This is a genomic window from Thioclava sp. F28-4 (assembly GCF_002020045.1).
Taxonomy (GTDB): Bacteria; Pseudomonadota; Alphaproteobacteria; order Rhodobacterales; family Rhodobacteraceae; genus Thioclava; species Thioclava sediminum.
Map to the genome: position 1 here is coordinate 128621 of NZ_MPZQ01000001.1, position 22859 is coordinate 151479.

23 protein-coding genes are annotated in these 22859 nt (G+C 65.0%); 9 read left to right on the top strand and 14 right to left on the bottom strand.

Features of this window, described 5'->3' with window-relative positions:
• Window positions 1-61: 61 nt before the first annotated feature.
• The 3 genes from BMI87_RS00620 (at window position 62) to BMI87_RS00630 (ending at window position 2841) form a co-directional block, all read left to right on the top strand.
• Window positions 62-931: a dioxygenase gene (locus BMI87_RS00620; RefSeq protein ID WP_078519237.1), complete on the top strand. Its 870-nt coding sequence runs from the start codon at window positions 62-64 to the stop codon at window positions 929-931.
• Window positions 932-1019: 88 nt separating this feature from the next.
• On the top strand, window positions 1020-2201 hold the full coding sequence (locus BMI87_RS00625; protein WP_078519238.1) for a muconate/chloromuconate family cycloisomerase: 1182 nt from the start codon (window positions 1020-1022) through the stop codon (window positions 2199-2201).
• 4 nt (window positions 2202-2205) lie between these two features.
• Entirely contained in the window at window positions 2206-2841 is a 636-nt protein-coding gene (locus BMI87_RS00630) for a glutathione S-transferase family protein (protein ID WP_078519239.1), read from the top strand.
• A gap of 27 nt (window positions 2842-2868) precedes the next feature.
• Here the strand turns inward: BMI87_RS00630 and BMI87_RS00635 are convergent, their stop codons facing one another.
• The 6 genes from BMI87_RS00635 to BMI87_RS00660 all read right to left on the bottom strand — a co-directional run bounded on the left by BMI87_RS00635 (window position 2869) and on the right by BMI87_RS00660 (window position 8474).
• Complete coding sequence (locus tag BMI87_RS00635; protein ID WP_078519240.1) at window positions 2869-3756, bottom strand: LysR family transcriptional regulator; 888 nt, start codon at window positions 3754-3756, stop codon at window positions 2869-2871.
• Window positions 3757-3871: 115 nt separating this feature from the next.
• Complete coding sequence (locus tag BMI87_RS00640; protein WP_078519241.1) at window positions 3872-4741, bottom strand: transporter; 870 nt, start codon at window positions 4739-4741, stop codon at window positions 3872-3874.
• A gap of 116 nt (window positions 4742-4857) precedes the next feature.
• Window positions 4858-5934 (bottom strand): 4-hydroxy-2-oxovalerate aldolase, encoded by a 1077-nt coding sequence (gene dmpG / locus BMI87_RS00645; RefSeq protein WP_078519242.1) that lies wholly within the window; start codon window positions 5932-5934, stop codon window positions 4858-4860.
• Window positions 5931-6848, bottom strand: a complete 918-nt coding sequence (locus BMI87_RS00650; RefSeq protein ID WP_078519243.1) for an acetaldehyde dehydrogenase (acetylating) — start codon at window positions 6846-6848, stop codon at window positions 5931-5933. The genes dmpG and BMI87_RS00650 overlap by 4 nt, the downstream gene beginning before the upstream one ends.
• 22 nt (window positions 6849-6870) lie before the next feature.
• Complete coding sequence (dmpH, locus tag BMI87_RS00655) at window positions 6871-7677, bottom strand: 2-oxo-3-hexenedioate decarboxylase (protein WP_078519244.1); 807 nt, start codon at window positions 7675-7677, stop codon at window positions 6871-6873.
• Window positions 7674-8474 carry a fumarylacetoacetate hydrolase family protein gene (locus tag BMI87_RS00660; protein ID WP_305798443.1) on the bottom strand — a complete coding sequence of 267 codons (801 nt, stop codon included), beginning with the start codon at window positions 8472-8474 and terminating at the stop codon, window positions 7674-7676. Before BMI87_RS00660 ends, dmpH begins: the two co-directional genes overlap by 4 nt.
• 249 nt (window positions 8475-8723) lie before the next feature.
• Here BMI87_RS00660 and BMI87_RS00665 point away from each other — a divergent pair, with 249 nt between their 5' ends.
• The 5 genes from BMI87_RS00665 (at window position 8724) to pcaD (ending at window position 13825) form a co-directional block, all read left to right on the top strand.
• A complete protein-coding gene (locus tag BMI87_RS00665) occupies window positions 8724-10190 on the top strand; it encodes a 2-hydroxymuconic semialdehyde dehydrogenase (protein ID WP_078519245.1) in 1467 nt (488 codons plus the stop codon).
• 89 nt (window positions 10191-10279) lie between these two features.
• Window positions 10280-11167: a LysR family transcriptional regulator gene (locus BMI87_RS00670; protein WP_078519246.1), complete on the top strand. Its 888-nt coding sequence runs from the start codon at window positions 10280-10282 to the stop codon at window positions 11165-11167.
• Window positions 11168-11299: 132 nt separating this feature from the next.
• The gene (locus BMI87_RS00675) at window positions 11300-11659 is read left to right on the top strand and encodes a 2-hydroxymuconate tautomerase (protein ID WP_256376228.1); all 360 of its coding nucleotides are present in this window, start codon (window positions 11300-11302) and stop codon (window positions 11657-11659) included.
• A 35-nt stretch (window positions 11660-11694) separates the two neighbouring features.
• Complete coding sequence (locus BMI87_RS00680) at window positions 11695-12708, top strand: VOC family protein (RefSeq protein WP_078519248.1); 1014 nt, start codon at window positions 11695-11697, stop codon at window positions 12706-12708.
• A 334-nt stretch (window positions 12709-13042) separates the two neighbouring features.
• Window positions 13043-13825 carry a 3-oxoadipate enol-lactonase gene (pcaD, locus tag BMI87_RS00685; protein ID WP_078519249.1) on the top strand — a complete coding sequence of 261 codons (783 nt, stop codon included), beginning with the start codon at window positions 13043-13045 and terminating at the stop codon, window positions 13823-13825.
• Between the two features lie 176 nt (window positions 13826-14001).
• Here pcaD and pcaF read toward each other — a convergent pair whose 3' ends face one another.
• Genes pcaF through BMI87_RS00700 form a run of 3 tightly spaced genes read right to left on the bottom strand, consistent with a single transcriptional unit; the run spans window position 14002 to window position 16602 of the window.
• A complete protein-coding gene (pcaF, locus tag BMI87_RS00690) occupies window positions 14002-15207 on the bottom strand; it encodes a 3-oxoadipyl-CoA thiolase (RefSeq protein ID WP_078519250.1) in 1206 nt (401 codons plus the stop codon).
• Window positions 15200-15883, bottom strand: coding sequence for a CoA transferase subunit B (locus tag BMI87_RS00695; protein ID WP_078519251.1), 684 nt, complete (start codon window positions 15881-15883; stop codon window positions 15200-15202). The genes pcaF and BMI87_RS00695 overlap by 8 nt, the downstream gene beginning before the upstream one ends.
• Window positions 15880-16602 (bottom strand): 3-oxoacid CoA-transferase subunit A, encoded by a 723-nt coding sequence (locus BMI87_RS00700; RefSeq protein ID WP_078519252.1) that lies wholly within the window; start codon window positions 16600-16602, stop codon window positions 15880-15882. Before BMI87_RS00700 ends, BMI87_RS00695 begins: the two co-directional genes overlap by 4 nt.
• Before the next feature lie 103 nt (window positions 16603-16705).
• Between BMI87_RS00700 and BMI87_RS00705 the strand changes: the two genes are divergently transcribed.
• Entirely contained in the window at window positions 16706-17467 is a 762-nt protein-coding gene (locus tag BMI87_RS00705) for an IclR family transcriptional regulator C-terminal domain-containing protein (protein ID WP_078519253.1), read from the top strand.
• A gap of 3 nt (window positions 17468-17470) precedes the next feature.
• Here BMI87_RS00705 and BMI87_RS00710 read toward each other — a convergent pair whose 3' ends face one another.
• The 5 genes from BMI87_RS00710 to BMI87_RS00730 all read right to left on the bottom strand — a co-directional run bounded on the left by BMI87_RS00710 (window position 17471) and on the right by BMI87_RS00730 (window position 22685).
• The gene (locus tag BMI87_RS00710; protein WP_078519254.1) at window positions 17471-18232 is read right to left on the bottom strand and encodes a DeoR/GlpR family DNA-binding transcription regulator; all 762 of its coding nucleotides are present in this window, start codon (window positions 18230-18232) and stop codon (window positions 17471-17473) included.
• Window positions 18233-18329: 97 nt separating this feature from the next.
• A complete protein-coding gene (locus tag BMI87_RS00715; protein ID WP_078519255.1) occupies window positions 18330-18977 on the bottom strand; it encodes a DUF3047 domain-containing protein in 648 nt (215 codons plus the stop codon).
• Window positions 18978-19068: 91 nt separating this feature from the next.
• Window positions 19069-19323, bottom strand: a complete 255-nt coding sequence (locus BMI87_RS00720; RefSeq protein WP_078519256.1) for a hypothetical protein — start codon at window positions 19321-19323, stop codon at window positions 19069-19071.
• Window positions 19324-19437: 114 nt separating this feature from the next.
• Window positions 19438-22011, bottom strand: a complete 2574-nt coding sequence (locus BMI87_RS00725) for an HWE histidine kinase domain-containing protein (RefSeq protein ID WP_078519257.1) — start codon at window positions 22009-22011, stop codon at window positions 19438-19440.
• Complete coding sequence (locus tag BMI87_RS00730; protein WP_078519258.1) at window positions 22008-22685, bottom strand: hypothetical protein; 678 nt, start codon at window positions 22683-22685, stop codon at window positions 22008-22010. Before BMI87_RS00730 ends, BMI87_RS00725 begins: the two co-directional genes overlap by 4 nt.
• Between the last annotated feature and the right edge of the window lie 174 nt (window positions 22686-22859).

Here is a 22859-nt window from a genome sequence, read left to right on the forward strand (position 1 = left end):
CTTATCGAATTGAAGGCGCCGCCCGGAGGAGGGCCGCCCACCGCATCCGAGGAGGAGACTTATGCGCAACGTAACCGTGGATAATGTGACCGATGTGGTCATCGACTCGCTGGGCCAGCACGCCACGCTCGAGCCGCGCCAGCGCGAGATCATGGAAAGCCTGATCAAGCATCTGCACGGGTTCTGCAAAGACGTGAACCTGACCCATGAAGAATTCCTTTATGCCTGCGACTATCTCGGCCGCGCCGGTGCGCTGTGCTCGGACAAGCGTCAGGAATTCATCCTTCTGGGCGACATTCTCGGCGTCGAAGTTCTGGTCGACATGCTCTCGAACCCGATCTCGGGCGACGAAACCGTCTCGACCGTGCTCGGGCCGTTCTTCCGCGAGAACGCTCCGGTGATGCCGAAGGGCGCCTCGACCATTCAAAAGAACTTCGAAGGTCAGGAAACCGTCTATGTCGAGGGATATATCCGAGACAACAAGGGCAACCCGATCCCCGGCGCGATCATCGACGTCTGGGAAGACGCGCCCAACGGTCTGTACGAGAACCACGATCCCGATCAGCCCGAATACAACCTGCGCGGCCGCTTCGAGAGCGACGAGAACGGGCATTACGCCTTCGTCGCGATCCGCCCCGTGCCCTACCCGATCCCCGGCGACGAGACCGCGGGCGAGCTGATCCGCTACATGGGCCACCATTGCATGCGCCCGGGCCACATCCACATGATGGTCACGCGCGAGGGCTACCGCCCGCTGATCTCGCAGATCTACGACGCCGATAGCGATTATCTCGACAATGACTCGGTGTTTGCCGTGAAAGAGGACCTGATCGGCAAGTTCGAGAAAGCGCCCGAAGGTTCGGACACCGATCTGGTTCTGCGCTTCGACTTCACGCTGGGCAATCAGGCTCAGGCGATGGCCGCGGAATGATCCGAGTGGCGTAAAGAGTTCCCGGCGCCGCACGCGCGGCGCCGGATTTACCTTGAAGACCAATGACATATTTCGAAGGACAGAGCCGATGACTACGCCCGGCGTTGCGAAACTCGCAGATCATTTTCAGGGCGCGGACGCCCATGCGGGTCGCCAGATCGCGAAGATCGAGACGATGATCGTCGATTGCCCGACGACCCGGCGTCACAAGCTGTCCAACACGGAAATCAACTTCCAGTCCTATGTGATCGTGCGCGCCGAGCTGGCCGACGGATCGGTCGGTTGGGGCGAGGCATCGACGCTGGGCGGTCCCCGTTGGGCCGAGGAAAGCGTCGAGGCGATGAAGGCCAATATCGACACTTACCTGGCCCCGGCGCTGGCAGGAGCGAATGCGCTCGAGTTCGAGCTGAACGCCGCCAAGATGGCCAAGGCCGCGAGCCGTAACAACGCCGCGCGCGCTGCGGTGGATGCCGCGCTCTACGACGCCGCCGGGCACTCGCTCGACCTGCCGGTCTCGGTCCTGATGGGGGGCGCGGTGCGCGACAGGATCGAGGTGATCTGGGCGCTCGCCTCGGGCGATGCCGATCAGGAGATCGAGGAAGCCAACCGCAAGTTCGACGCGCGCGAGCATCGCCGCTTCAAGATCAAGCTGGGCTTCAACACGCCCGATCAGGACATGATCCGCCTGCGCAAGATCGTCTCGGCGCTGGAGGGCAAAGCCACCGAGATCATCGTCGACGTCAATCAGGGCTGGACCGAGGCGGTCGCGATCCGCTACCTGCCGCAGCTGGCCGAGATGGGCGTGTCGCTGATCGAACAGCCGCTGCGCCCCGGTCTGATCGCCGCAACTGCCCGCGTGGCCGCGCGCGCCGCGATCCCGATCATGGTGGACGAGGCCGCCTTCACCGGCCCCGATATTATCGCCAACGGCATCGCTGCAGCAGGCTCGGTCTATTCGCTGAAACTGGTGAAATCGGGTGGTCTGAACGAGATCAAGCGCGCCGCTGGCATCGCCCAGGCCTGCGGGATGGAGCTGTATGGCGGCTGCCTGATCGAGAGCGGCATTGGCGCCGCGGCGCATCTGGCGGTGTTCTCCACCCTGCCCCGGCTCGAATGGGGCTGCGAGCATTTCGGCCCGAAGATTCTGAAAACGGACCTCACCGGCGGCGAGATCCGCTTTGCCGATTTCCACGTCCATTGCCCGACCGGGCCCGGCCTCGGGATCACGGTGAACGAGGACGTGCTGGCCTCCGTCGCGCGGAAAGGCTGAGCCGATGCCGATCCTGCACTGGTCCCCGCGCTCGCCTTACGTCCGCAAAGCGATGGTCGCGCTGCATGAGAAAGGTCTCGCCGGTAAGGTCGAGACCGTGCGCACCCATGCCGATCCGATGATCCCGCATGAGGGGCTGATGGCGATCAACCCGTTGTCGAAGATCCCGACGCTGGAGCTGGACGATGGCCGCGTGCTGTTCGACAGCCATGTGGTCTGCGAATGGGCCGATCTGGAAAGCGCAGACGGCCCGCAGCTTTTCCCCGCCGATCCCGCCGCGCGGCTCGAGGCCGAGCGCGACGAGGCGCTTGGAACGGGGCTGTTGGATGTTGCGCTGCCGTGGCTGGTGGAGCTGAAGATGCGGCCCGAGGAACAGCGGTCCGAGCAGATGCTCGCCGTCTACCGGACCAAGATGAAACGGGTTGCGGATTGGCTGGAAGGTCATGCCCCGCGCCTGACCGAGCGGCCCTTCGACATCGGCCATCTCAGCATCGGCGTCGCGCTGTGCTATCTCGATTTCCGCTTCGAGGGAGAGGGCTGGCGCGAGGGCCGTCCGGCGCTGGCGGAATGGCACGCACGCTTTGCCGAACGCCCCTCCGTGCAGGCCACGACCTTCCGCGACGACCCGCGCCCGACTTAACGTATCACTTGAACTTCGCACCTCAACCTACTGTTTGCGCGCGAATTTCCGTGTCACCTCCAGAAAGTGCATTACCTGCGGCGCGCGATTGTCGAGCCGCGCATGCACGGTCAGCCCGGTCCCCGGATTATAGCCCTTGTAGGGCCGGAAGATCACGCCGGGGCGCTGCGTGCGCGACACCGATTGCGGCACCACGGCGATCCCCACGCCCACGGAAACAAGGCTGATCGCAGATTGAAAATCCTGCGCCAGATCGACCGCTTTCGGCTTGAACCCTTCCCGCGCGCAGATATCGAGCACGACATCGGCATAGCTGGGCCGGGGCTTGCGCGGATAGAGCACGAAGGTCTTATCGGCGAGGTCGGCAAAGTGGATTTCGGCGCGGGTGCCGAGGTCGGAATTGTCGGGCAGCGCGAGGATCAGCGGCTCGGTGCAGAGCGGCTCGCGGCGGAATTCCTCGTCATCGAGGATCGGGCGCGCCACCGCGATGTCGATCTCCCGGCTCACAAGCGCAGTGTGCAGTTCGGCATTGTTCATCGCCGAGAGCTGCAGCTCGACCTCCGGGTAGAAGGAGCGGTAGGATTTGATCAGCGTCGGCAGCACGCCGTGCGAGGCCGAGCCGACAAAGGCGATCCGCAGCCGCCCGCCCGCACCGGAGCCCACCATCTTCGTCTCGCGATAGGCCGCATCCAGCCGTTCGAGCAATTGCCGCGCGTGATCCTGCAACACCTCGCCCGCCTGCGTCAGCCGGATCTGGCTGCGCGAGCGGTCGAAGAGCTGCACCTCCAGCTCGGCCTCCAGCGCCGCGATCTGGCGCGACAGCGGCGGCTGCGCGATATCGAGCCGGTTCGCCGCGCGTCCGAAATGCAATTCCTCGGCCACCGCGAGGAAATATTTGAGCCGCTTGAAGTCCATTCCCACGCCTCCTCCCGTTGATACCATATAGGTCATAACGGAACCCTCCTCACTATCGCAAAAGGTATTGGATAATGCCGGGCACGAATGAGGGCTCGCGCCCGGCCGGGGAGGATCAGAAGACCTTCAGGAAACGCAGTTCCGCGACCACGTCGTTGCGGAACCCGCCATCGCTGTTCACGTCCTTTGCCAGCATCCCCTGCACCTGAACCGTCGGGGTGACGAAAGTATTGGCATAGAGGCGGATCTGATCGCGCTCGGTGCGCTGGCCGGTATCGGTGCCGCCCACCTTGATCTTGCCGCCACGCTGCGAGGACAGACCGAAGGACACGGAGGTCTTCTGGCCGAATTGCTTGCGCAGATAGGCCTGAACCTGCGTGGCGGGGCTGCGCTCGATCTTCTGGCCGCTCTCCGTGTGGTCCATCGTGACCGCCACATCGGCCATCGCGTCGAAATAGAGCCCCTGCCCGAGCCCCTGAATGAACCCGATCTGCGGCGTCAGCGTCCACGTCCCAGAGCCCGCGCTGACCTTCGCCGCGTCATACCGCCCCGTGGGCGCGGTCACGAAGGCAGTCACGCCCAGCGTTGTCCCGGTCTCTGGGTTCGACGGCTGCACCGGCCAGACCGAAAAGCCCAGCGTCAGATCGCCCACGCCCGATTTGGTCGGCATATCCCCACCGCCGATGCGCGCGGTGTCGAAATTCACGATCGGCAGCACCGCCTGATAGAGCGTGGGCATCCCGAAGGCTTCGGAATAATGCAGCCCGCGCAGGACCATCACGTTCACCTTGGCCTTGCTGTCGGGCACCTTCGTCCCGCCAAGCTCGAACGTATCGGCGCTTTGATGCTGCAGATAGAGCAGCCCGATATTCGTGCCGGACGGCAGGATGTTGTAATCCCCCGGGGCCACGTCGATGGCATAGGCCGGCAATGCGGCAAGCGACATCAGCGCGCTCAAAGCGAGCGCGGCGCGTTTCAGTTTCATGGATTTCCTCCCTTCGCGTTTCTTTGGTCCGGTCGCTCCGGGCGTCGGGGCTCCTCTTCCCCTACCCGGTCCGGCTTTCCGCGCGCCGTTGGGACCGACGCGCGGAAAGGGCCTCGTCAGGCGCTCTCCTTCAACAGGCCGCGTTCGCGCGCCATGGTCATCGCCGTGTCCTGGATCATGTCTTCCTGACCGCCGATCATCTTCTTGCGGCCGAGTTCCACGAGGATGTCGCGCGCCGGGATACCGAAGCGCTCGCCTGCGCGTTTCGCGGGCAGCAGGAAGGTCGAATAGACCCCGGCAAAACCCAGCGTTAGCGCCTCGCGGTCGGCGCGCACGACGTGATCCATGAACGGGACCACGACATCCTCGGCCAGATCCATCAGCGCGAAAGTGTCCGAGCCGGTCGCGATCTCCATCCGGTCGCAGACAGCGGCCAGCACCTCGATCGGAGCGTTGCCCGCGCCTGCGCCAAGCCCTGCCAGCGAGGCGTCGATCCGGGTCGCGCCCGCGCCGATGGCGGCGATGGAGTTGGCGATGCCGAGGCCAAGGTTATGGTGGCCGTGGAAGCCGATCTCGGTTTCCGGTTTCAGCGCGTCGCGCATCATCGAGATCGCGTGGCTCACCTCATGGGTCAGCATCGCGCCCGCCGAGTCGGTGACATAGACGGTGTTGGCGCCATAGCTCTCCATCAGGAGCGCCTGTTCGGTCAGCCCCTCGGCCGAGTTCAGATGCGACATCATGAGGAAGCCCGACGCATCCATGCCGAGCTTGCGCGCGAAGGCGATATGCTGCGGCGAGGTGTCGGCCTCGGTGCAATGGGTCGCCACATGGACCGAACGCGCACCGCACTGATAGGCCTCTTCGAGCTCCTTCATCGTGCCCAGACCGGGGATCAGCAGGACCGAAATCGTCGCCTGCTTCACCACCTCGGCCACCGCCGAGATATATTCCGCGTTCGACGCCAGCGCGCGGCCATGCTGGATCGAGTTGCCGCCCAGCCCCGCGCCATGGGTGACCTGCATGTAAGGCACGCCCGCCGCGTCCAGACCCTTGGCGATCTTGACCATCATCTCGACGGGGATCTGCTCGCGCTTGGCATGCATCCCGTCGCGCAGGGACATGTCGTGCAGCTTGACCTTGCGGCCCTCTAGGCCGGATTTCACTTTCTGTTGGATCACGCTGTCTGAGGTCATTGTGCCGGCTCCAGTTTCTTGAGTTCCATCGACCCGTCGAGGATCCGTTCGGCGAACATCTCGGCGGTGCGCGCGGCGGCCGCCGTCATGATGTCGAGATTGCCCGCATAGGTCGGCAGGTAGTCGCCAAGGCCCGCGACCTCCATGAAGACCGCGACGCGGTTGCCGTCGAAATCGGGGCCGTTCACCAGCTTGTATCCGGGCACGTATTTCTGCACCTGCGCGATCATCTCCTTGACCGATCTGGTGATCGCGGCCTCATCGGGCGTGCCCTCGACCTCGCAATAGATCGTGTTGCGCATGATCATCGGCGGATCGGCGGGGTTGATGTTCGCCAGCGCCTTGCCCTTCTTCGCACCCCCCACCTTCTCGATCGCGTTCGAGGTGGTGAAGGTGAACTCGTCGAGGTTCGCCCGCGTGCCCGGCCCGATGGATTTCGAGGAAAGCGAGGCGATGATCTCGGCATATTCGACCGTCTGCACCGCGCCCACGGCCGAGACGATCGGGATCGTCGCCTGACCCGCGCAGGAGATCATGTTGACGTTCATCGGCGTCGCTTTCGCCAGATCGCCAAGGTTCACCGGCGGCACGCAAAGCGGACCAATCGCGGCGGGCGTCAGGTCGACCATGAACACGCCCAACTCGTTGAGCTTGCGCGAGTTTTCCGCATGGACATAGGCCGAGGTCGCGTCGAACGCGATCTGGATGCCGTCGGCCTCGACATGGGGCAGCAGCCCGTCGACGCCCTCATGGGTGGTCTTCAGCCCCTTGTCGGCGGCGCGCTTGAGCCCGTCGGAATTGGGGTCGATGCCGACCATCCAGACCGGCTCGAGCACGTCGGAGCGCAGCAGCTTGAACATCAGATCGGTGCCGATATTGCCCGACCCGATCAGGGCACATTTGATCTTGTTCATCTTGAACCTCCTTGGCTCGGGATCACTCGGTGAAACTCACCGTGATCGAGCCCATCTCGTAAAATCTCGCGGTGATGGAATCGCCGGGTTTGACGGCCACGGCGGCGGTGATCGCGCCAGCCATCACGAAGCTGCCCGCAGGCAAAACCTCGCCCATGTCATCGAGAACGCCGACCAGCATCGCGATCGCCTCGGCGGGGTGGCCCAGCACCTCGGCGCCCGCGCCGATCTGGGCGATCTCGCCATTATGCTCCAACACGACGCCCACGGTCCGCAGATCGAGCGCATCGGGGCGGATCATCCGCCCGCCCGGCACATAGCGGGCCGAGCTGGAATTGTCGGCCAGCACCGATTCCAGATCAAACTTGAACCCGGTGAAGCGCGAGTCGATCACCTCCAGCGCGGGCTGGACGTAATCGGTGGCGGCCAGCACGTCTTCTCGGGTGACCTTGCCCGACAGCTCCTTGTTGGTGACAAAAGCGATCTCGGCCTCGACGCGTGGGTGGATCATGTCGCTGACGGTGATCTTGGAGTTCGCCGGACGCTCCATCGCGTCGGTCAGAAAGCCCACGCCGGGGGTCGAGACCCCCATCTGCGCCATCTTCGGCTTCGAAGTCAGACCCGCTTTCCAACCGATCACCCGCTCGCCTTTCTTCTCCAGATTGCGGCGCAGCGCGGTCTGGACGCGGTAGGCGTCGGCGATGCTCAGATCGGGGTAATCTTCGGTCAGTTTGCGGATCGGCACCGCGTAGCGCTGCGCTGTCTCGACGCGCTCGGCCATGCGGATGATCGCTTCCTCATCGACGGTCTTCGGTTGATCGAGGCTCATACCATCGCCCTCCCGGCAAATCGCATCTCGCACGAGCCGATGCCCGCGATCTCACAGGTGAAATGATCGCCGTCACGCACATCCAGCAGCGGCGCCTGCGCGCCCGACAGGATGATCTCCCCGGCTTTCAGCGGGATCCCCAGACGCCCGAGCGTATTGGCGAGCCACGCGACCGCCATCACCGGCGAGCCCTGCACCGCAGCCCCGGCCCCGGTCGCGACCACCTCGCCGTTCTTCTCGATCACCATGCCTGCGAGGCTCAGGTCCAGATCGCGCGGGTCGGCCTTGGCCTCGCCCAGCACGAACACGCCGCAGGAGGCATTGTCCGCCACGGTGTCCTGGATCTTGATCTGCCAATCTTGATACCGGGTATCGACGATCTCGAAGCACGGCGTCACATAGTCGGTCGCGCGGATCACATCCGTCACCGTCACGCCCGGCCCGATCAGGTCTTCCTTCAGGCGGAAGGCCAGCTCGCCCTCCAAACGCGGCTGCATCAGCTTGCTGAGGTCGATCGTCGCGCCATCCTCGAACAGCATCCGCTTCGTCACCTGCCCGAAATCGGGCTGGTAGACGCCAAGCGCGTCCTGAATGGCGCGGCTCGTCAGGCCGATCTTCTTGCCGACGACCGCGTCGCCCGCTTCCAGACGCCGCTCGAGCATCCGCAACTGGATGCGATAGGCGTCCTCGATATCGCTCTCGGGTTCGAGCGCGCTGATTTTCTGGGTCGGTCGGCCCGAGCGCAGCGCGTCATACAGCGCGTCGCCCAAGCTCTCGATCTTGGTGCTGTCCAGCATATGTCCTCCGTCGTGGCCCTCATCTGCATCGGTCTCGTGAAACCGATACGGGCTGCCTCCGGATCAAGGCTAAGACGGCGGCGCGATACGCTCCAATACTTTGACGGGCCGGGCTTGATACGGGTTTTGCATCGCGCCCCGATGCGGCATCATGCAAAAACGGTATCGCGTGCGGGATAGAAAAGCATTGGAGCGTATCGGCCGGGTTGCCTAGCTTGTCGCCCAAGAGGTGGCTCACGGGAGGACGATATGACCACGCATAAGCTCTTCATCGACGGCGAATACCGCGCCGCGCAATCGGGCAAGACCTTCGACAAGATTTCCCCCTCGACCGGCGAGAAGATCGCCGATGTGCACGAGGCGCTGGCCGAGGATGTGAATGACGCGGTGGAGGCGGCACAGGCGGCGCTGAAAGGCCCCTGGGGCAAGATGCCGAAGGCGCAACGCTGCGACCTGCTGATGAAGCTCGCCGACGCGATCGACGCGCGCAAGGCCGATTTCATGGAAGCGGAAGTACGGGACACCGGCCACACGCGCGGCTTTGCCGAAAAGGTCGAGATCCCGCGCGGCGCGGCCAACTTCCGGATCTTCGCGGAGATGCTCAAGAACACGGGCGGCGAGTATTTCCACATGGATACGCCCGACGGCACGGGCGCGGCCAATCTCGAACTGCACCGTCCGAAAGGTGTGATCGGGGTGATCTCGCCCTGGAACGCGCCCTTCCTTCTGATGACATGGAAAGTCGGCCCGGCGCTGGCCTGCGGCAATACGGTCGTCGTGAAGCCCTCCGAGGAAAGCCCCGCCACCGCGACCCTGCTGGGCGAGGTGATGAACGAGGTGGGCATCCCGAAAGGCGTCTATAACGTGATCCACGGCTTCGGCCCGGAAAGCGCGGGCGAGTTGCTGACCCAGCACCCGAAGGTCAACGGCATCACCTTCACCGGCGAGACCCGCACCGGCGAGGCGATCATGAAACAGGCCGCGGTGGGGCTGCGCGATGTGTCGTTTGAACTCGGCGGCAAGAACCCCGCCATCGTCTTTGCCGATGCAGATATGGACAAGGCGATCGAGGTCACGATGCGCTCGTGTTTCGCCAATACCGGGCAGGTCTGTCTGGGCACCGAGCGGATCTATGTCGAACGCCCTGTGTTTGACGAATTCGTCAGCCGCCTGAAAGCGGGCGCGGAAGCTCTGATCCAAGGCGGACCGGATACCGACGGCGCGACCATCGGCCCGCTGATCTCGGCCGAGCATCGCGAAAAGGTGCTGAGCTATTACAAAAAGGCCGCCGATCTGGGCGCGCAGATCATCACCGGCGGCGGCGTCCCCGACTTCGCGCAAGGCGATTATCGCAACGGGGGCTTCTTCGTCGAACCGACCATCTGGACCGGCCTGCCCGAGGACAGCCCCATCGTGCGCGAGGAAATCTTCGGCCCCTGCTGCCACATCCAGCCCTTCGACAGCGAAGACGAGGTGATCGCGATGGCCAACGATACCGATTACGGTCTGTCGGCCACGCTCCTCACCGAGAACCTCTCCCGCGCCCATCGCGTCGGCGGGCAGATGGAGGCGGGTCTCGTCTGGGTCAATTCGTGGTTCCTGCGCGACCTGCGCACGGCCTTCGGTGGCTCGAAATCCTCAGGAATCGGACGCGAAGGCGGGGTGCATTCGCTCGAATTCTACACCGAGCGGACGAACCTCTGCCTCAAGCTGTGAGCGTCCTCCCTCGTCTCAAGGCTTGTGCGCGCGGCCCGGCTTGCCCGGGGCGCGCGTTCGCGCAACTGTAGACGCTGAAAGGGATTGTCATGAACCTGCGCCAGCTTCGCTATTTCATCGCCGTGGCCGAGGAACTGCATTTCGGTCGCGCGGCCGAGCGGCTTCATGTCTCTCAGCCGCCGATCACCCGCCAGATTCAGGCGCTGGAAGAACAGCTCGGCGCGCAGCTTTTCAACCGCACGCCGCGCGGTGTCGAACTGACGCAGGCGGGGGCGCTGTTTCTCGATGAGGCGCGCAACATCGCGGCGCTGCTCGATCAGGCGGCGGACCGGGTCCATCGGGCGTCCGAGGGCGGGCTTGGCCGGATCGACATCGCGATCTTCGGCACCGCGATCCTCAGCTTCATCCCGCGGATCATCCTCGAATTCAAACGCCGCTATCCGGATGTGAAAGTGGTGATGCACGCGCTCGACAAGCTGGCGCAGATCGAGGGGCTGCAGAACCGCTCGATCGATCTGGGCTTCAACCGGATGCTGACGCCGGTGCCGGGTCTCGCGATCGAGGAACTGGCCTCGGAGCCGCTCTATATCGTCGTGCCCGATCCGGGGCCTTTCGCGGATCGCGAGAGCGTCGCGCTGTCGGAACTGGCGCGCGAACCGATGATGCTGTTTCCCGCCAGCCGCGCGCAGGGGTTCGTCGAGAAGGTCACGGGGCTCTGCCACGAGGCGGGGTTCGCGCCCAATGTCGCGCAGGTCGTGGGCGACGGCTTTACCGCGATGGCGCTGGTGGCGGCGGGGTTCGGCGTCTCGGTCGTCCCGCAATCGATCACATCGGTCATCATGGAGGGCGTGAAATGCCTGCCGATCAGTGATGTGAGCGAGACCGCGCGGGTCGATATCTCCTGCATCTCGCGAGAGGGTGACACGTCCCCGATCGTCGCGAACTTCCTAGAAGTCGCACGCAGTTTAAGTCAATAAATTCCGCCACTTGAAAAACGTTCTTCATGCGACAGACCGGACGCGATCCGGGTACTGCATCATGCCATTTGACGGGTTTGCTCTTACCCGGAGCGATGCGCCTTCGGTATCGAAACCCGGACTAAATGGTATTTGATCGTATCGCCGTTTCTGCCCCAATCTCGTTCCACGGACACGCCGAGGAGGCCCCGACACGCGGGGAATGAGGGCGCGTCCCGGGATAGAGGAGCAGTCATGCCGGTAATCCAGATCAACCTTATGGAAGGCCGCACCGAGGCGCAGAAAGAAGCGCTGATGCGCGAGGTCACGCGCGCGGCGGTCGAGACGCTGGGCGTCAAGCCGCAGGCCGTTCGGATCATGCTCAACGAGCTGCGCTCGGGCCATTACGCGGTCGCGGGCGAGCCGAAATATGCCGAAGCGAGCGAGCAACCCGCCGCCGCCTCGAACGGCACAGCCCCGACCAACGGCCACGAGAAGGCCCCCGCAAACTGACCGCATTCACCTTATCGAGCTTTAGGGAGGACACCATGAGCTTTCAGGAACAGATCCACGATATCGCGCAGCTTGCCTGCATCGAACTCTTCACCCCCAAATTCGAGGAAAGCTTCTGGTTCTTCCACGATGTTCTGGGCATGACCCCCACCGAGGATGACGGCAAATCCTGCTACCTGCGCGGCTACGAGGACCGCTATCACCACTCGCTGAAGCTGACGCGCTCGGACAAGGCCGGGATTGGCATGGTAGGTTGGCGCGCCTCCTCGCCGCAGGCACTGGAGCGCCGCGTGGCCGTGCTCGAGGCCTCGGGCAACCCGGGCAAATGGGTCGAGGGTCACAAGGGTTACGGCCGCGCCTATGAATTCACCACGCCGGACGGCCACAAGCAGCATCTGTTCTGGGAGGTCGAGTATTACGAGGCCCCGGCAGAGCTGAAATCGAAGCTGCTCTCGCGCGCCCAGAAGCGCCCGCTGCGTGGGGTGCCGGTGCGTCGTCTGGACCACGTCAACCTGCTCTGCTCGGACGTGACCAAGAACGGTAAGTTCCTGCAGGACAATCTCGGCTTCCTCAAGCGTGAGAACGTGGTCTTCGGTGGCTCGGACGAGCTGGCGGCGTGGTTCTCGGTCAGCCCGCTCGTGCACGAGGTCGCCTTCACCAAGGATCAGGCTGGCCCCGGCAACCGTCTGCACCATGTCGCCTTCTGGTATGGCAATCAGGGCCAGATGCTCGACCTTGCCGACATCTTGCAGGAATATGACGTGACCATCGAGGCGGGCCCGGCGAAGCACGGCGTCTCGCAGGCCTATTTCATGTATGTCTACGAGCCCGGCGGCAACCGCATCGAGCTGTTCGGCGACACCGGCTACCTGATCTTCGATCCGGACTGGAAAACGCTGACCTGGGACGAGAGCAACTTCTTCAACGGCGGCGGCGTCTGGTTCGGCGGCGAGCTTCCGCAGGACTTCTTTGTCTATGGCACGCCCATCGTCGAGGCCGCGATGGCTGAGGCGGAGACCAAGGACACCGTGGCCGAACCGGCCGAGTAATACCTCTCCGCGATTTCGGAGACTGGCCATCCCCTCGGGGGTGGCCTTTTTCGTTTTGGCGCGGAAAGGGCCGCGCCCGACCTCGGGTGGGCGCTGTACGCGCTCTGTGGCTTGGCGCTTTATCTCGCAAGCCCGTAGACCGGTTATACCCGCGACGCCCTCGCCAATGCGCCCTCCCGGGGGGAGGTCGGGCGCGGCCCGGGGCTGGTCGCCCCGCGCCAGTAGATCCCGGCGCCTCACCTAAGGTATCACCGAGGTAACCTCCGATACCTCCGCGGTATGTTTTCCTTCCCCCGTCCCGCGCGCTACAACCTCCCACAAAGAGGAGGCTTTCATGCACGCACTGACCCATGACGGGGTGACGCTCCACATTCTCGACGAAGGCCCGCGCGACGGGCGCGTGGTGATGTTCGGCAATTCGCTCGGCAGCGATCTGCGGCTCTGGGAAGCGCTGATCCCGCATCTGCCCGAGGGGCTGCGGCTGATCCGCTTCGACAAGCGCGGGCATGGGCTGAGCGATTGCCCGCCCGGCCCCTACAGCATCGAGGACCTCTCGGGCGATGCCGCCGCGATCTGCGACGCGCTCGGGCTTCGGGATGTGACCTTTATCGGCCTCTCGATCGGCGGGCTGATCGGCCAGAGCCTCGCCGCGCGCCGTCCGGACCTTCTGCGTGCGCTGGTCCTGATGGACACCGCCGCCAAGATCGGCACGCCCGAGATGTGGAACGAGCGGATCGCCAATGTGCGCCGCGACGGCATCGCGAGCATCTCCGACGCGATCCTCGCACGCTGGTTCGCACCCGGGTTCGCCGCGGCCCACCCGGCGGAGTTCACGCTTTGCCGCAACATGCTCGAACGCGGGCCCGACGAGGGCTATGCGGGCTGCTGCGCGGCGATTGCCGGGGCCGATCAGACCGAGGCAACGCGGGCGCTGACGCTGCCAGTGATGGCGATGACGGGTGCGGATGACGCCTCGACCCCGCCCGATCTGGTGCGCGCAACGGCAGAGCTGTGCGGCGCCGAGTTCCACGAGATCGCGAAAGCGGGCCACCTGCCCTGTTACGAGCAGCCCGAGGCCGTGGCCGTACTGTTGAAGAATTTCTTGGACAGGACCTGAGCCAAGCAGGGCGCGCGCCTGTCCGTGGGATGGCGCGCGTCCCGTATCCGCTCAAGCGATTGATGCCTGCCACGCCCCTCCATCAGTGAAGCGGCGTGCCCGGCTGCAGATGCGCCAGCCCGTCGGGACGGACCGGCGCGCGCCCTGCGCCTTCGGCGCGTACCGGGCGCAGCTCTCTAGACCGCCTCCAGCGCCACGGCGATGCCCTGCCCCACGCCGATGCACATCGTGGCCAGCGCCCGTTGGCCCTTGCGGCGCACCAGCTCCAGCGCCGCCGTGCCGGTGATCCGCGCGCCCGACATGCCCAGAGGATGCCCCAGAGCGATCGCGCCGCCATTGGGGTTCACGCGGGCATCGTCATCCGCAATACCGAGATCGCGCAGCGTGGCCAGACCCTGACTGGCAAAGGCCTCGTTCAGTTCGATCACGTCGAACGCGTCCTGCGTCAGCCCCAGCCGCGCCATCAGCTTCTTGGACGCAGGCGCGGGCCCGAACCCCATGATCCGCGGCGGCACGCCAGCTGCGGCCCCGCCGGAGATCTTCACCAGCGGCGTCAGCCCGTGTTTACGCACGGCCTCCTCGGAGGCGATGATCAGCGCCGCCGCGCCATCGTTCACACCGGACGCGTTGCCCGCCGTGACCGTGCCATCAGGCCGCACGATGGGCCGCAGTTTGGTCAGCGCGTCCAGCGTCGTGCCGGGGCGCGGGTGTTCGTCACTTTCGACCACGACCGGATCGCCCTTGCGCTGCGGGATCGTGACGGGCGTGATTTCCTCGGCCAGACGGCCCGCTTCCATCGCCTTGGCCGCAGCTTCCTGCGAGCGCAGCGCGAACGCGTCCTGATCTTCGCGGCTCACGCCGAAATCATCGGCCACGTTCTCCGCCGTCTCGGGCATCGAGTCGACGCCGTGAGCCTCTTTCATCAGCTTGTTCACGAAGCGCCAGCCGATCGTCGTGTCGTAGACCGCATTGGCGCGGCTATAGGCGGCCTCGGCCTTGGGCATCACGAAGGGCGCGCGCGACATGCTCTCGACGCCGCCGGCGATCATCAGATCGGCCTCGCCGGCCTTGATCGCGCGGGCGGCGGTGACGATGGCATCCATCCCCGAACCGCAGAGCCGGTTGATCGTGGTCCCCGGCACACCCACCGGCAGACCCGCGAGCAGCGCGGACATGCGCGCCACGTTGCGGTTGTCCTCGCCCGCCTGATTGGCGCAACCAAAGATCACGTCCTCGACCGCCTCCCAATCGACACCCGTGTTGCGCGCCATCAGGGCTTTCAAGGGGATCGCCCCCAGATCGTCGGCACGGACAGGCGCCAGCGCGCCGCCGAAACGGCCGATCGGGGTTCGGATATAGTCGCAGATATAAGCGTCACGCATCGGCCAACTCCTCGGGACAGATCAGGTCAACCACTTCGCCCTCGACATGGAGGGTCGCGCCAGTGACGGATTGCAGCTCCTCCATCGAGATCGCGGGGAGCTTTTCGCGCAGGACGAAGCGGCCATCCACCACGTCCACCACGGCGAGCGACGTATAGACGCGGGTCACGCAGCCCACGCCGGTCAGCGGGAAGGTGCAAGCCTCAACCAGCTTCGGCTGGCCCTTCTTGGTGACGTGGTCGGTGATGACAGCCACGCGTTTCGCGCCATGCACGAGGTCCATCGCCCCGCCCACCGCCGGCACGCCTTTCGGTCCGGTCGACCAGTTCGCCAGATCGCCCGTCTCGGCCACTTGATAAGCGCCGAGGATCGCCACGTCGAGATGCCCGCCGCGCACCATCGCGAAGCTGTCGGCATGGTGGAAGAAGGCGGTGCCGGGTTTCAGCGTGATCGCCTTTTTCCCGGCATTGATCAGGTCCCAGTCCTCCTGACCGGGTTCGGGCGCACGACCGAAGCCGAGCACGCCGTTTTCCGTGTGGAAGATCGCCTCGCGGCCCTCGGGCTGGAAGCGCGCGACCATCTCGGGAAAACCGATCCCGAGGTTCACATAGGCGCCGTCCTCGATGTCCTGGGCGGCGCGCCAGGCGATCTGTGCATTGCTCAGTTTCTGGGTCATGGGTGATGGGCTCCGGCGCGGTTCAACTCTTCTTCCTGGGCGGGGTTGGCGACCTCGATGATCGCATCCACGAAGATGCCCGGGGTGACGATGACTTCCGGGTCGATCTCGCCCGGCTCCACCGCTTTCGTGACCTGCACGACGACCTTTTCTGCCGCCGTCGCCATCAGCGGCGAGAAGTTCCGCGCGGCCATCCGGTAGGTCAGGTTGCCAAGCGCGTCGCCCTGCTCGGCCTTGATCAGCGCGTGATCGGCCTTGAGCCAGCGCTCCATCACGTAGTCGCGGCCATCGAATTGCTGCACCGGCTTGCCCTCGGCCAGATCGGTGCCGACGGAGGTCGGCGTGAAGAAGCCGGGGATGCCCGCGCCGCCTGCGCGGATACGTTCGGCCAGCGTGCCTTGGGGCACCAGTTCCAGCTCGATCTCGCCCGCCAGATAGCGTTCTGTAAATACCGTAGGATCAGCCGAGCGCGGGAAGGAGCAGATCATCTTCTTGACCATGCCCTGCTCGATCATCGCCGCGATGCCGACATGGCCGTTGCCCGCGTTGTTGTTGATCACGGTCAGCCCCTTGGGCGAGCCGGTTTCGAGAAAGCGGTCGATCAGGGCGTGGATCAGTTCGATCGGGGCCCCCGAGCCGCCAAAGCCGCCGATCATCACCGTGGCGCCGTCTTGAATATCGGCCACGGCCTCGGTCAGCGAGGAAAGTCTCTTGTCCATTGCGGTCCTCCTGAGGCCTCGGATTTAGACCTGCGTGGAGCGGCTTTCCACGGATTTCGTGCGCATCTTGACATTTGTTCGCATCGCGAGAAAACCTGTTCGCATGTTGAACAAACCGACCGATTTCATCGCCTCTTTCGCGAAGGGCCTGCGCGTCATCGAATGTTTCGGGGCCGAGACGCCGCGGCTCTCGATTGCCGAGGTGGCGCAGGCGACGGGCTTCGACAGGGCCACCGCGCGGCGCTGTCTGCTGACGCTGAATGCGGAAGGCTATGCGGAATACGACGGCAAGTTCTTCACACTGACGCCGAAGGTCTTGCGGCTCGGGATGGGGGCGCTGGCCTCGCTGCCGCTGCCGCAGATCGTGCAGCCGTGGCTCGATCAGCTGACGGATCGGATCGGGCAAAGCTGCTCGGTCTCGATCCTCGATGGGACCGAGATCGTCTATCTCGCGCGGGCCGCCCAGCGGCGGGTGATGTCGATCGGGTTGATGCCGGGGTCGCGGCTGCCGGCGCATTGCACCTCGATGGGGCGCGTGCTGCTGGCCGCCCTGCCCCCGGAAGACGCCCGCGCGGCGGTGGAGGCCTCGGACCTGACGCCGCGCACGGCCTATAGCCTGACCGATCCGGGCGAGATCCTCGCGCGCATAGATCAGGTGCGCCGCGACGGCTATGCGGTGATCGATCAGGAAGTGGAGATCGGGCTGCGCTCCATCGCGGTGCCGCTTTACGACATGCATGGGCGGGTCGTGGCCGCGCTCAATACCGGAATGGCGGCGAGCGCCGATCCGGCGGAGAGCCTGATCGAAACCTATCTGCCGGAACTCACGCGGGTGCAGACGGGGCTGCGGCGGGTGCTGCGCTAAGGCTCACCCGGCGACGGTAATCTCGGTATCCCATTGCGCGCAAAGCGCCATGAGCGCGTCCGGCAAAGGCTTGTCGATGAAAACCCGGTCGATATCGGAGAGCGAGGCCAAGCGCACCGGCGCGGAGCGTTCCAGCTTCGACGCGTCGGTCACCAGAAAGCTCTGCCGGGCCTGCCGCAAGATCCGGCGGCTCACGTGGACCTCGGCCAGATCGTAATCGAGCATGTCGCCGTCGGAATCGAGCGCCGACGTCCCGATCACCGCGAAATCGGCTTTGAACTCGCCCATGAAATCCGCCGTCAGGTCGCCGACCAGCCCGCCATCCGAGCGGCGCAGGTTGCCACCCGCCACGAGGATATCGCAGCTCTCATTGGCCAGCAGGATATTGGCGACGTTGATGTTATTCGTGACCACGGTGATGTTGCGATGATGCAGAAGCTCGCGCGCCACCGCCTCGGTCGTGGTGCCCAGCGTCAGCACGATGGAGCTGTTATCGGGGATCGCCTGCGCGCAGGCCCGCCCGATCGCCGCCTTCGCCGCCTCGTTCATCCGGCGGCGCTCTTCATAGGCGAAATTCACCACGCCGGTGCGGATCACCGCTCCGCCATGCACGCGCTCCAGATGGCCCGCTTCGGAGAGTTCCGTCAGATCGCGCCGGATCGTCTGGACCGAGACATTGAAGCGTTCGGCCAAGGCTTCAACCACGACGCGGCCCTCGTCGCGCGCGATCTCGAGAATTTCGGACTGTCGGAAATTGAGCGCCATCCTGCCCCCCTTTTTGGGCCTTGCTGCCACAGGTTACCGACAAAGTCATGTCTTGGCAGTGTTTTTGTGTGAAATCACCGGGGACGGTGTGGCGCGGTCAGTTCAGGCTCAGCCCCTCGATCCGGGCACGGATCGCGCTGTCGGTGTCGTCGCTGTCGCCCGACAGCGCCAACCCCACAAGCTGCGTCGGCTGGCCTCCGAAAGCGCGCTGGTAATCGCGCGCAAGATCCACGCTCTCGGAATGCGTGCCGGTCCCCGCCGGGCGCAGCACCACCGTTTTGCCGCGCGTGCCCAGATAGGGCGAAGGCAGCAGCGCCCCGCGCCCATGCTTACCGCCCCAGACATACATCAGCACGCGCGCTTCCTTCACCGCCAGAAGCTTGCGGATGCTGGCCCCTTCATTGGCGCGGGCGACGGCCTCGGGCATGAAGACGAAATAGAGCGACAGGTCTCGATCGTCCCCGCCCTTGCGGTCGAGCGGCGTCGGCGGGACGCTCTGGCTGACCGACCATTGCCACGCCGCCTTGCGCGTCCCCCAATCGGACTGCGGCAACGCCCGCCAGATCAGCGACACCGAGCCGTCCGAGCGCATCTCCACGCCATCGCGCGATTGCTGCCAATCATTGGAGGAAAACAGCGAAAACCGCTGCTCAGCCCAGCCGCCGAAGATCGAGGCCAGCGCGAGGCCCGGCATCAGCGCAGCGCAAAGGCTTGATGCGAGAAAGGCGATCGACAGGCGGCGCATGGCACTCTCCTCTTGCTTGGGTGACAGGGCTACGCAAAGGACCGCCGCGCCGGATCACTCGGCCCGGATCGCGCGCATAGACTCACGACCGTCACTGAAGGCTGTCGAGGCGCAGCACCGCTTTCAGATCCTCCATCGTGGCACGGACGATGTCGGCATTCTCGCTCAGCCCATCGCAGATCCCGAGTGCCGCCTGATCCTCGCAAAATCGCGGCAGGAGGCGGGCGCTGGAGGCGCAGACACTGGCGACATTCCCGAGCGTGTGCAGCGCCGCGCGGAGTTTCGCGATTTCGTCTTCGGTGAAATCGGCCCGGCTACCGCCGACCGTGTTGGCACTCACATTCATAGCGACCCCCGTTTGCCCAGTCCCGCGGGGTCAGAATTATCACGGAAACTTACATGCCAGATACGTCAAATCGTTATTGGACGGTCAGATATGATCGAAGTTCTGTGCGTAGGGTCACGCAATTGCGTTTTGCAAAGCCTCTCTGAGCGAGTCCGAGGAGAAGGGTTTCTGGACGACCGTGCAGGGCGGGTAGATTTCCAGCAGGTCAGGCGCAGACCCGTAGCCCGTCGCCAGCACGAAGGGCACGCCCATCTTGTGCAACCGCTCGGCGACCGGCACGGATTGCTCGTCTCCGAGATTGACGTCGAGCACGGCGAAATCCGGTCGCGCGCCCTCCAGCCATGTCAGCGCGCCTTCCACCGAGGAGGTGATCTTGACGTCGCGCGCGCCCAGATCCTCCAGCACGCCGGCGGCGTCCATCGCGATGATGAGCGTGTCTTCCAGCACCAGCCCCCGCCCCGACAAGCGGAACGCGGCGCCGGTCTGCGCGGCGGGTGCGGCCGCAACGTCTCCTTCCGTGCCCGGCTGATCGATCAGCTCCGCGATGGTCGTCGGCGGGATGCGGAATTGCGCCTCCACCCCGGTCATCTTGTAGGAAATCTCGGCATCGCCGCGCAGCTCGTGCGGGATAGAGTTCTCGATGATGATCGACCCGAAGCCGCGCCGTTTCGGCGGGGTGACGGGCGGCCCCCCGCGCTCTTTCCAGTCGATCAGCAGACCGCCGCTGTGATCGGTGGAGAGCGCGATCTCGACGCGCCCGCCGCTATCGCACAGCCCTCCATATTTGATCGAATTCGTCGCCATCTCGTGCAGCACGAGCGCCAGCGTCGTATAGGCCTGCGGCGAGATCAGCGCATCGGGCCCGGTGATGATCACACGCTCGGCCTTGCGATCGGCATAGGCCGCGAATTCGCACGAGATCAGCCCATGCAGGGAGGCAGGCTCCCAATGCTCCGCCGTCAGCTGGTCATGCGCCCGCGCCAGCGCCTGAATGCGCCCGTCGAGATTGTCGGTGAACTCTTCGAGCGAGCGCGCCGAGCTGCGCGACTGCGCCAGCAGTCCGCGCATCAGGTTCAGGATATTGCGCACCCGGTGGTTCAGCTCCGAGATCAGCAGTTCCTGATGCTCCTGAGCGCGCTTGCGCTCGGCAGAGGTCGCGTCGGTGATCTTGAGGAAGATCTCCAGCAGCACCGTGCGCAGTAGCTCCGCCGCGTGGCATTGCTGGTTCGTCCAGGGGGCCGAGCGCCCGGTGACCGTCTCGCGCCAGACCTCGAAGCTCTTGCGCGGCGTGAGCCGCACGCCGTTCGGGCCAAGCTGCGCGGGTTTCGTGGGATCGCCCGCCCATTCGACCGTATCCGCGATCTGACGGCGGAACAGCACGAGATAGTCGCGCGGCCGTTTCGAGATCGGAATGGCGAGCAGCCCTGCGGCCCGTTCCGGAAAATCGCGGGCCGGTTCGTGGGCGCGCCCCAGCTGATCGGTCGCGAAGGTCGAGGACCCGATCGACCGGTCCAGCATGCGCGCGATCCCGGCGAATTCCTCCTTGGTCGGAGTCGTCCCGGTCGCGCTGAAGTCCTCGTTCTCATAAAGGACGAGCCCGTCATGCGGGATCACCAGACGGATCTCGTCGGAGACGGCCATCAGGCTTTCCGACAGCGCCTTGCCATCGGCCATATGCCCCATCAGCGTGCGTTGCAGGCTGGCCGTATCGGATTGCGCCTGCTTGCGCTCGCCATCCTCGAACTTGCTGAGTTCATAGGAAAACATATGGGCGTACATCTCGATCGCGGTGCGCAATTCGTAATCGATATAGCGCGGGTGGTTATGGTGGCAGGCGAACAGCCCCCACAGCTCGCCATCGCGCATGATCGAGACCGACATCGAGGCACCGACGCCCATGTTGCGCAGGTATTCGATATGGATCGGCGAGACCGCCCGCGTCACCGCCAGCGACATATCGAGCGGCTGCCCGTTCAGATCGACCCCGGGCAGCACCGGCGCGCCGGGATCGTTCACATCCGCGATCAGCCGCAGCAGCGCGCGTTTATACAGCGCCCGCGCCTGCACCGGGATATCGCTGGCCGGGAAGCGCAGCCCGTCATAGAGGCGCTGCTGGTCCTTGCGGGTCTCGGCGATGACCTTGCCCGACTGATCGGGCTGAAACTGGTATATCATCACGCTGTCGAAGCCCGAGAGCGCCTGCAGCCCCATCGCCGCATCGCGCGCAAGCCGCTCCAGCCCCCGGTCGCGGCGCAGACGCGCGATCTGCGGATACACATCGGTCATCACATCGCGTCCGCGCGTGCCCAGCTTCGGCTCGAATTCGACGACCAGATACGGCCCCGAGGCATGGAGCGAGACGTCGAAACTCTTCCCGTTCGCTTTCAGTACCACACCGAACAGCCGCACCGCCGTCTCACCGCCCTCTGCCGTGCGCAGGCTCGCGCGGATCCGGTCGAACCCGTCCGAGACGATCAAATCGGCCAGTGGACGGCCAAGCGCCTCCTCATAGGCCATGCCGAGGATCTCCTCGAGATTGGTCGAGGCATGTTGCACGATCCAGTCGCTCGAGAGCGCCAGAAGCGCGCCGTAGCTCTGGACCCGGCCCAGTTGGTGGATCGGCTCGCGGTCGCAATCGGTCAGATCGACGGGGCGCTGGCTGGGGGCGGGGCTGGTATCGGACGTCACGTCGGCTCCTTGGGCGTCAAATCGGTGTCTGTCGCGATCCTGCCGGGCCGCGGATGGTCAATGGAATTGGAGGCAAGCGCCGGTGCGAGAGCGTCGGACGTTGTGCCCGCCCCCTGCGCCTGCACGGCTTGCGCGAAAAGATGGGAGCCTCGCGTCGCATCGGCGACAATACGAGTTGCGCGCGGGTCTGCGGGGCTCAGCGCATCGAGCGTCGCGCAATGCCGTTTCCACAGCGCCCCGGCGGCGGGGGCCTGAAAATAAAGCGGTTTGGCCTCGGTCGGGGTCTCGGCGAAGACCTTGCGGTCGATCACCTGCGTGCCGAGCCGCGAGCCCAGCACGAGATAGTCGACCGCCAGCGGGTCAAGCAGGCCCTGCCTGGAAATCATGTCCGGCACCGGGCGCACAGGACGGCCCAGCCGCGCCAGATCCCGGTCGAGCCGGTCGAGCAAATCGCTCAGCAATCCCGCGCAGAGCGCGCCGGGAGCCGCATGGCGCGCCAAGACGCCAAGCCCTTCGGCCTGCGCTGCGAGAAACCAACCCAGCTTCTGCTCCGGGGCCGCGAAGAACCTGGAGAATTGCGCCTCGCCCGCCTCATGCGCGGCGGCGGTCTCGTGTCTCAGGATTTGTCGGAAGGACACCGCATGCGAAGGCGCGGGCCTGTGAATCTTGGTCATTACAAACCCGTCTGCGGCGTGTCGTAGAAGCTGGAATATCTTTAACGCCGGACCTCGGCAAAGGTTTCTTTATGGGAACCAGAATAGCAGATTCCGGTTCGCGCGCGCGGGAATTCGCAGTGCGCAGGGCCACGCGGTCCGCTCTCCGATGCGCCCTCTCCGCCCTTCTGGCCG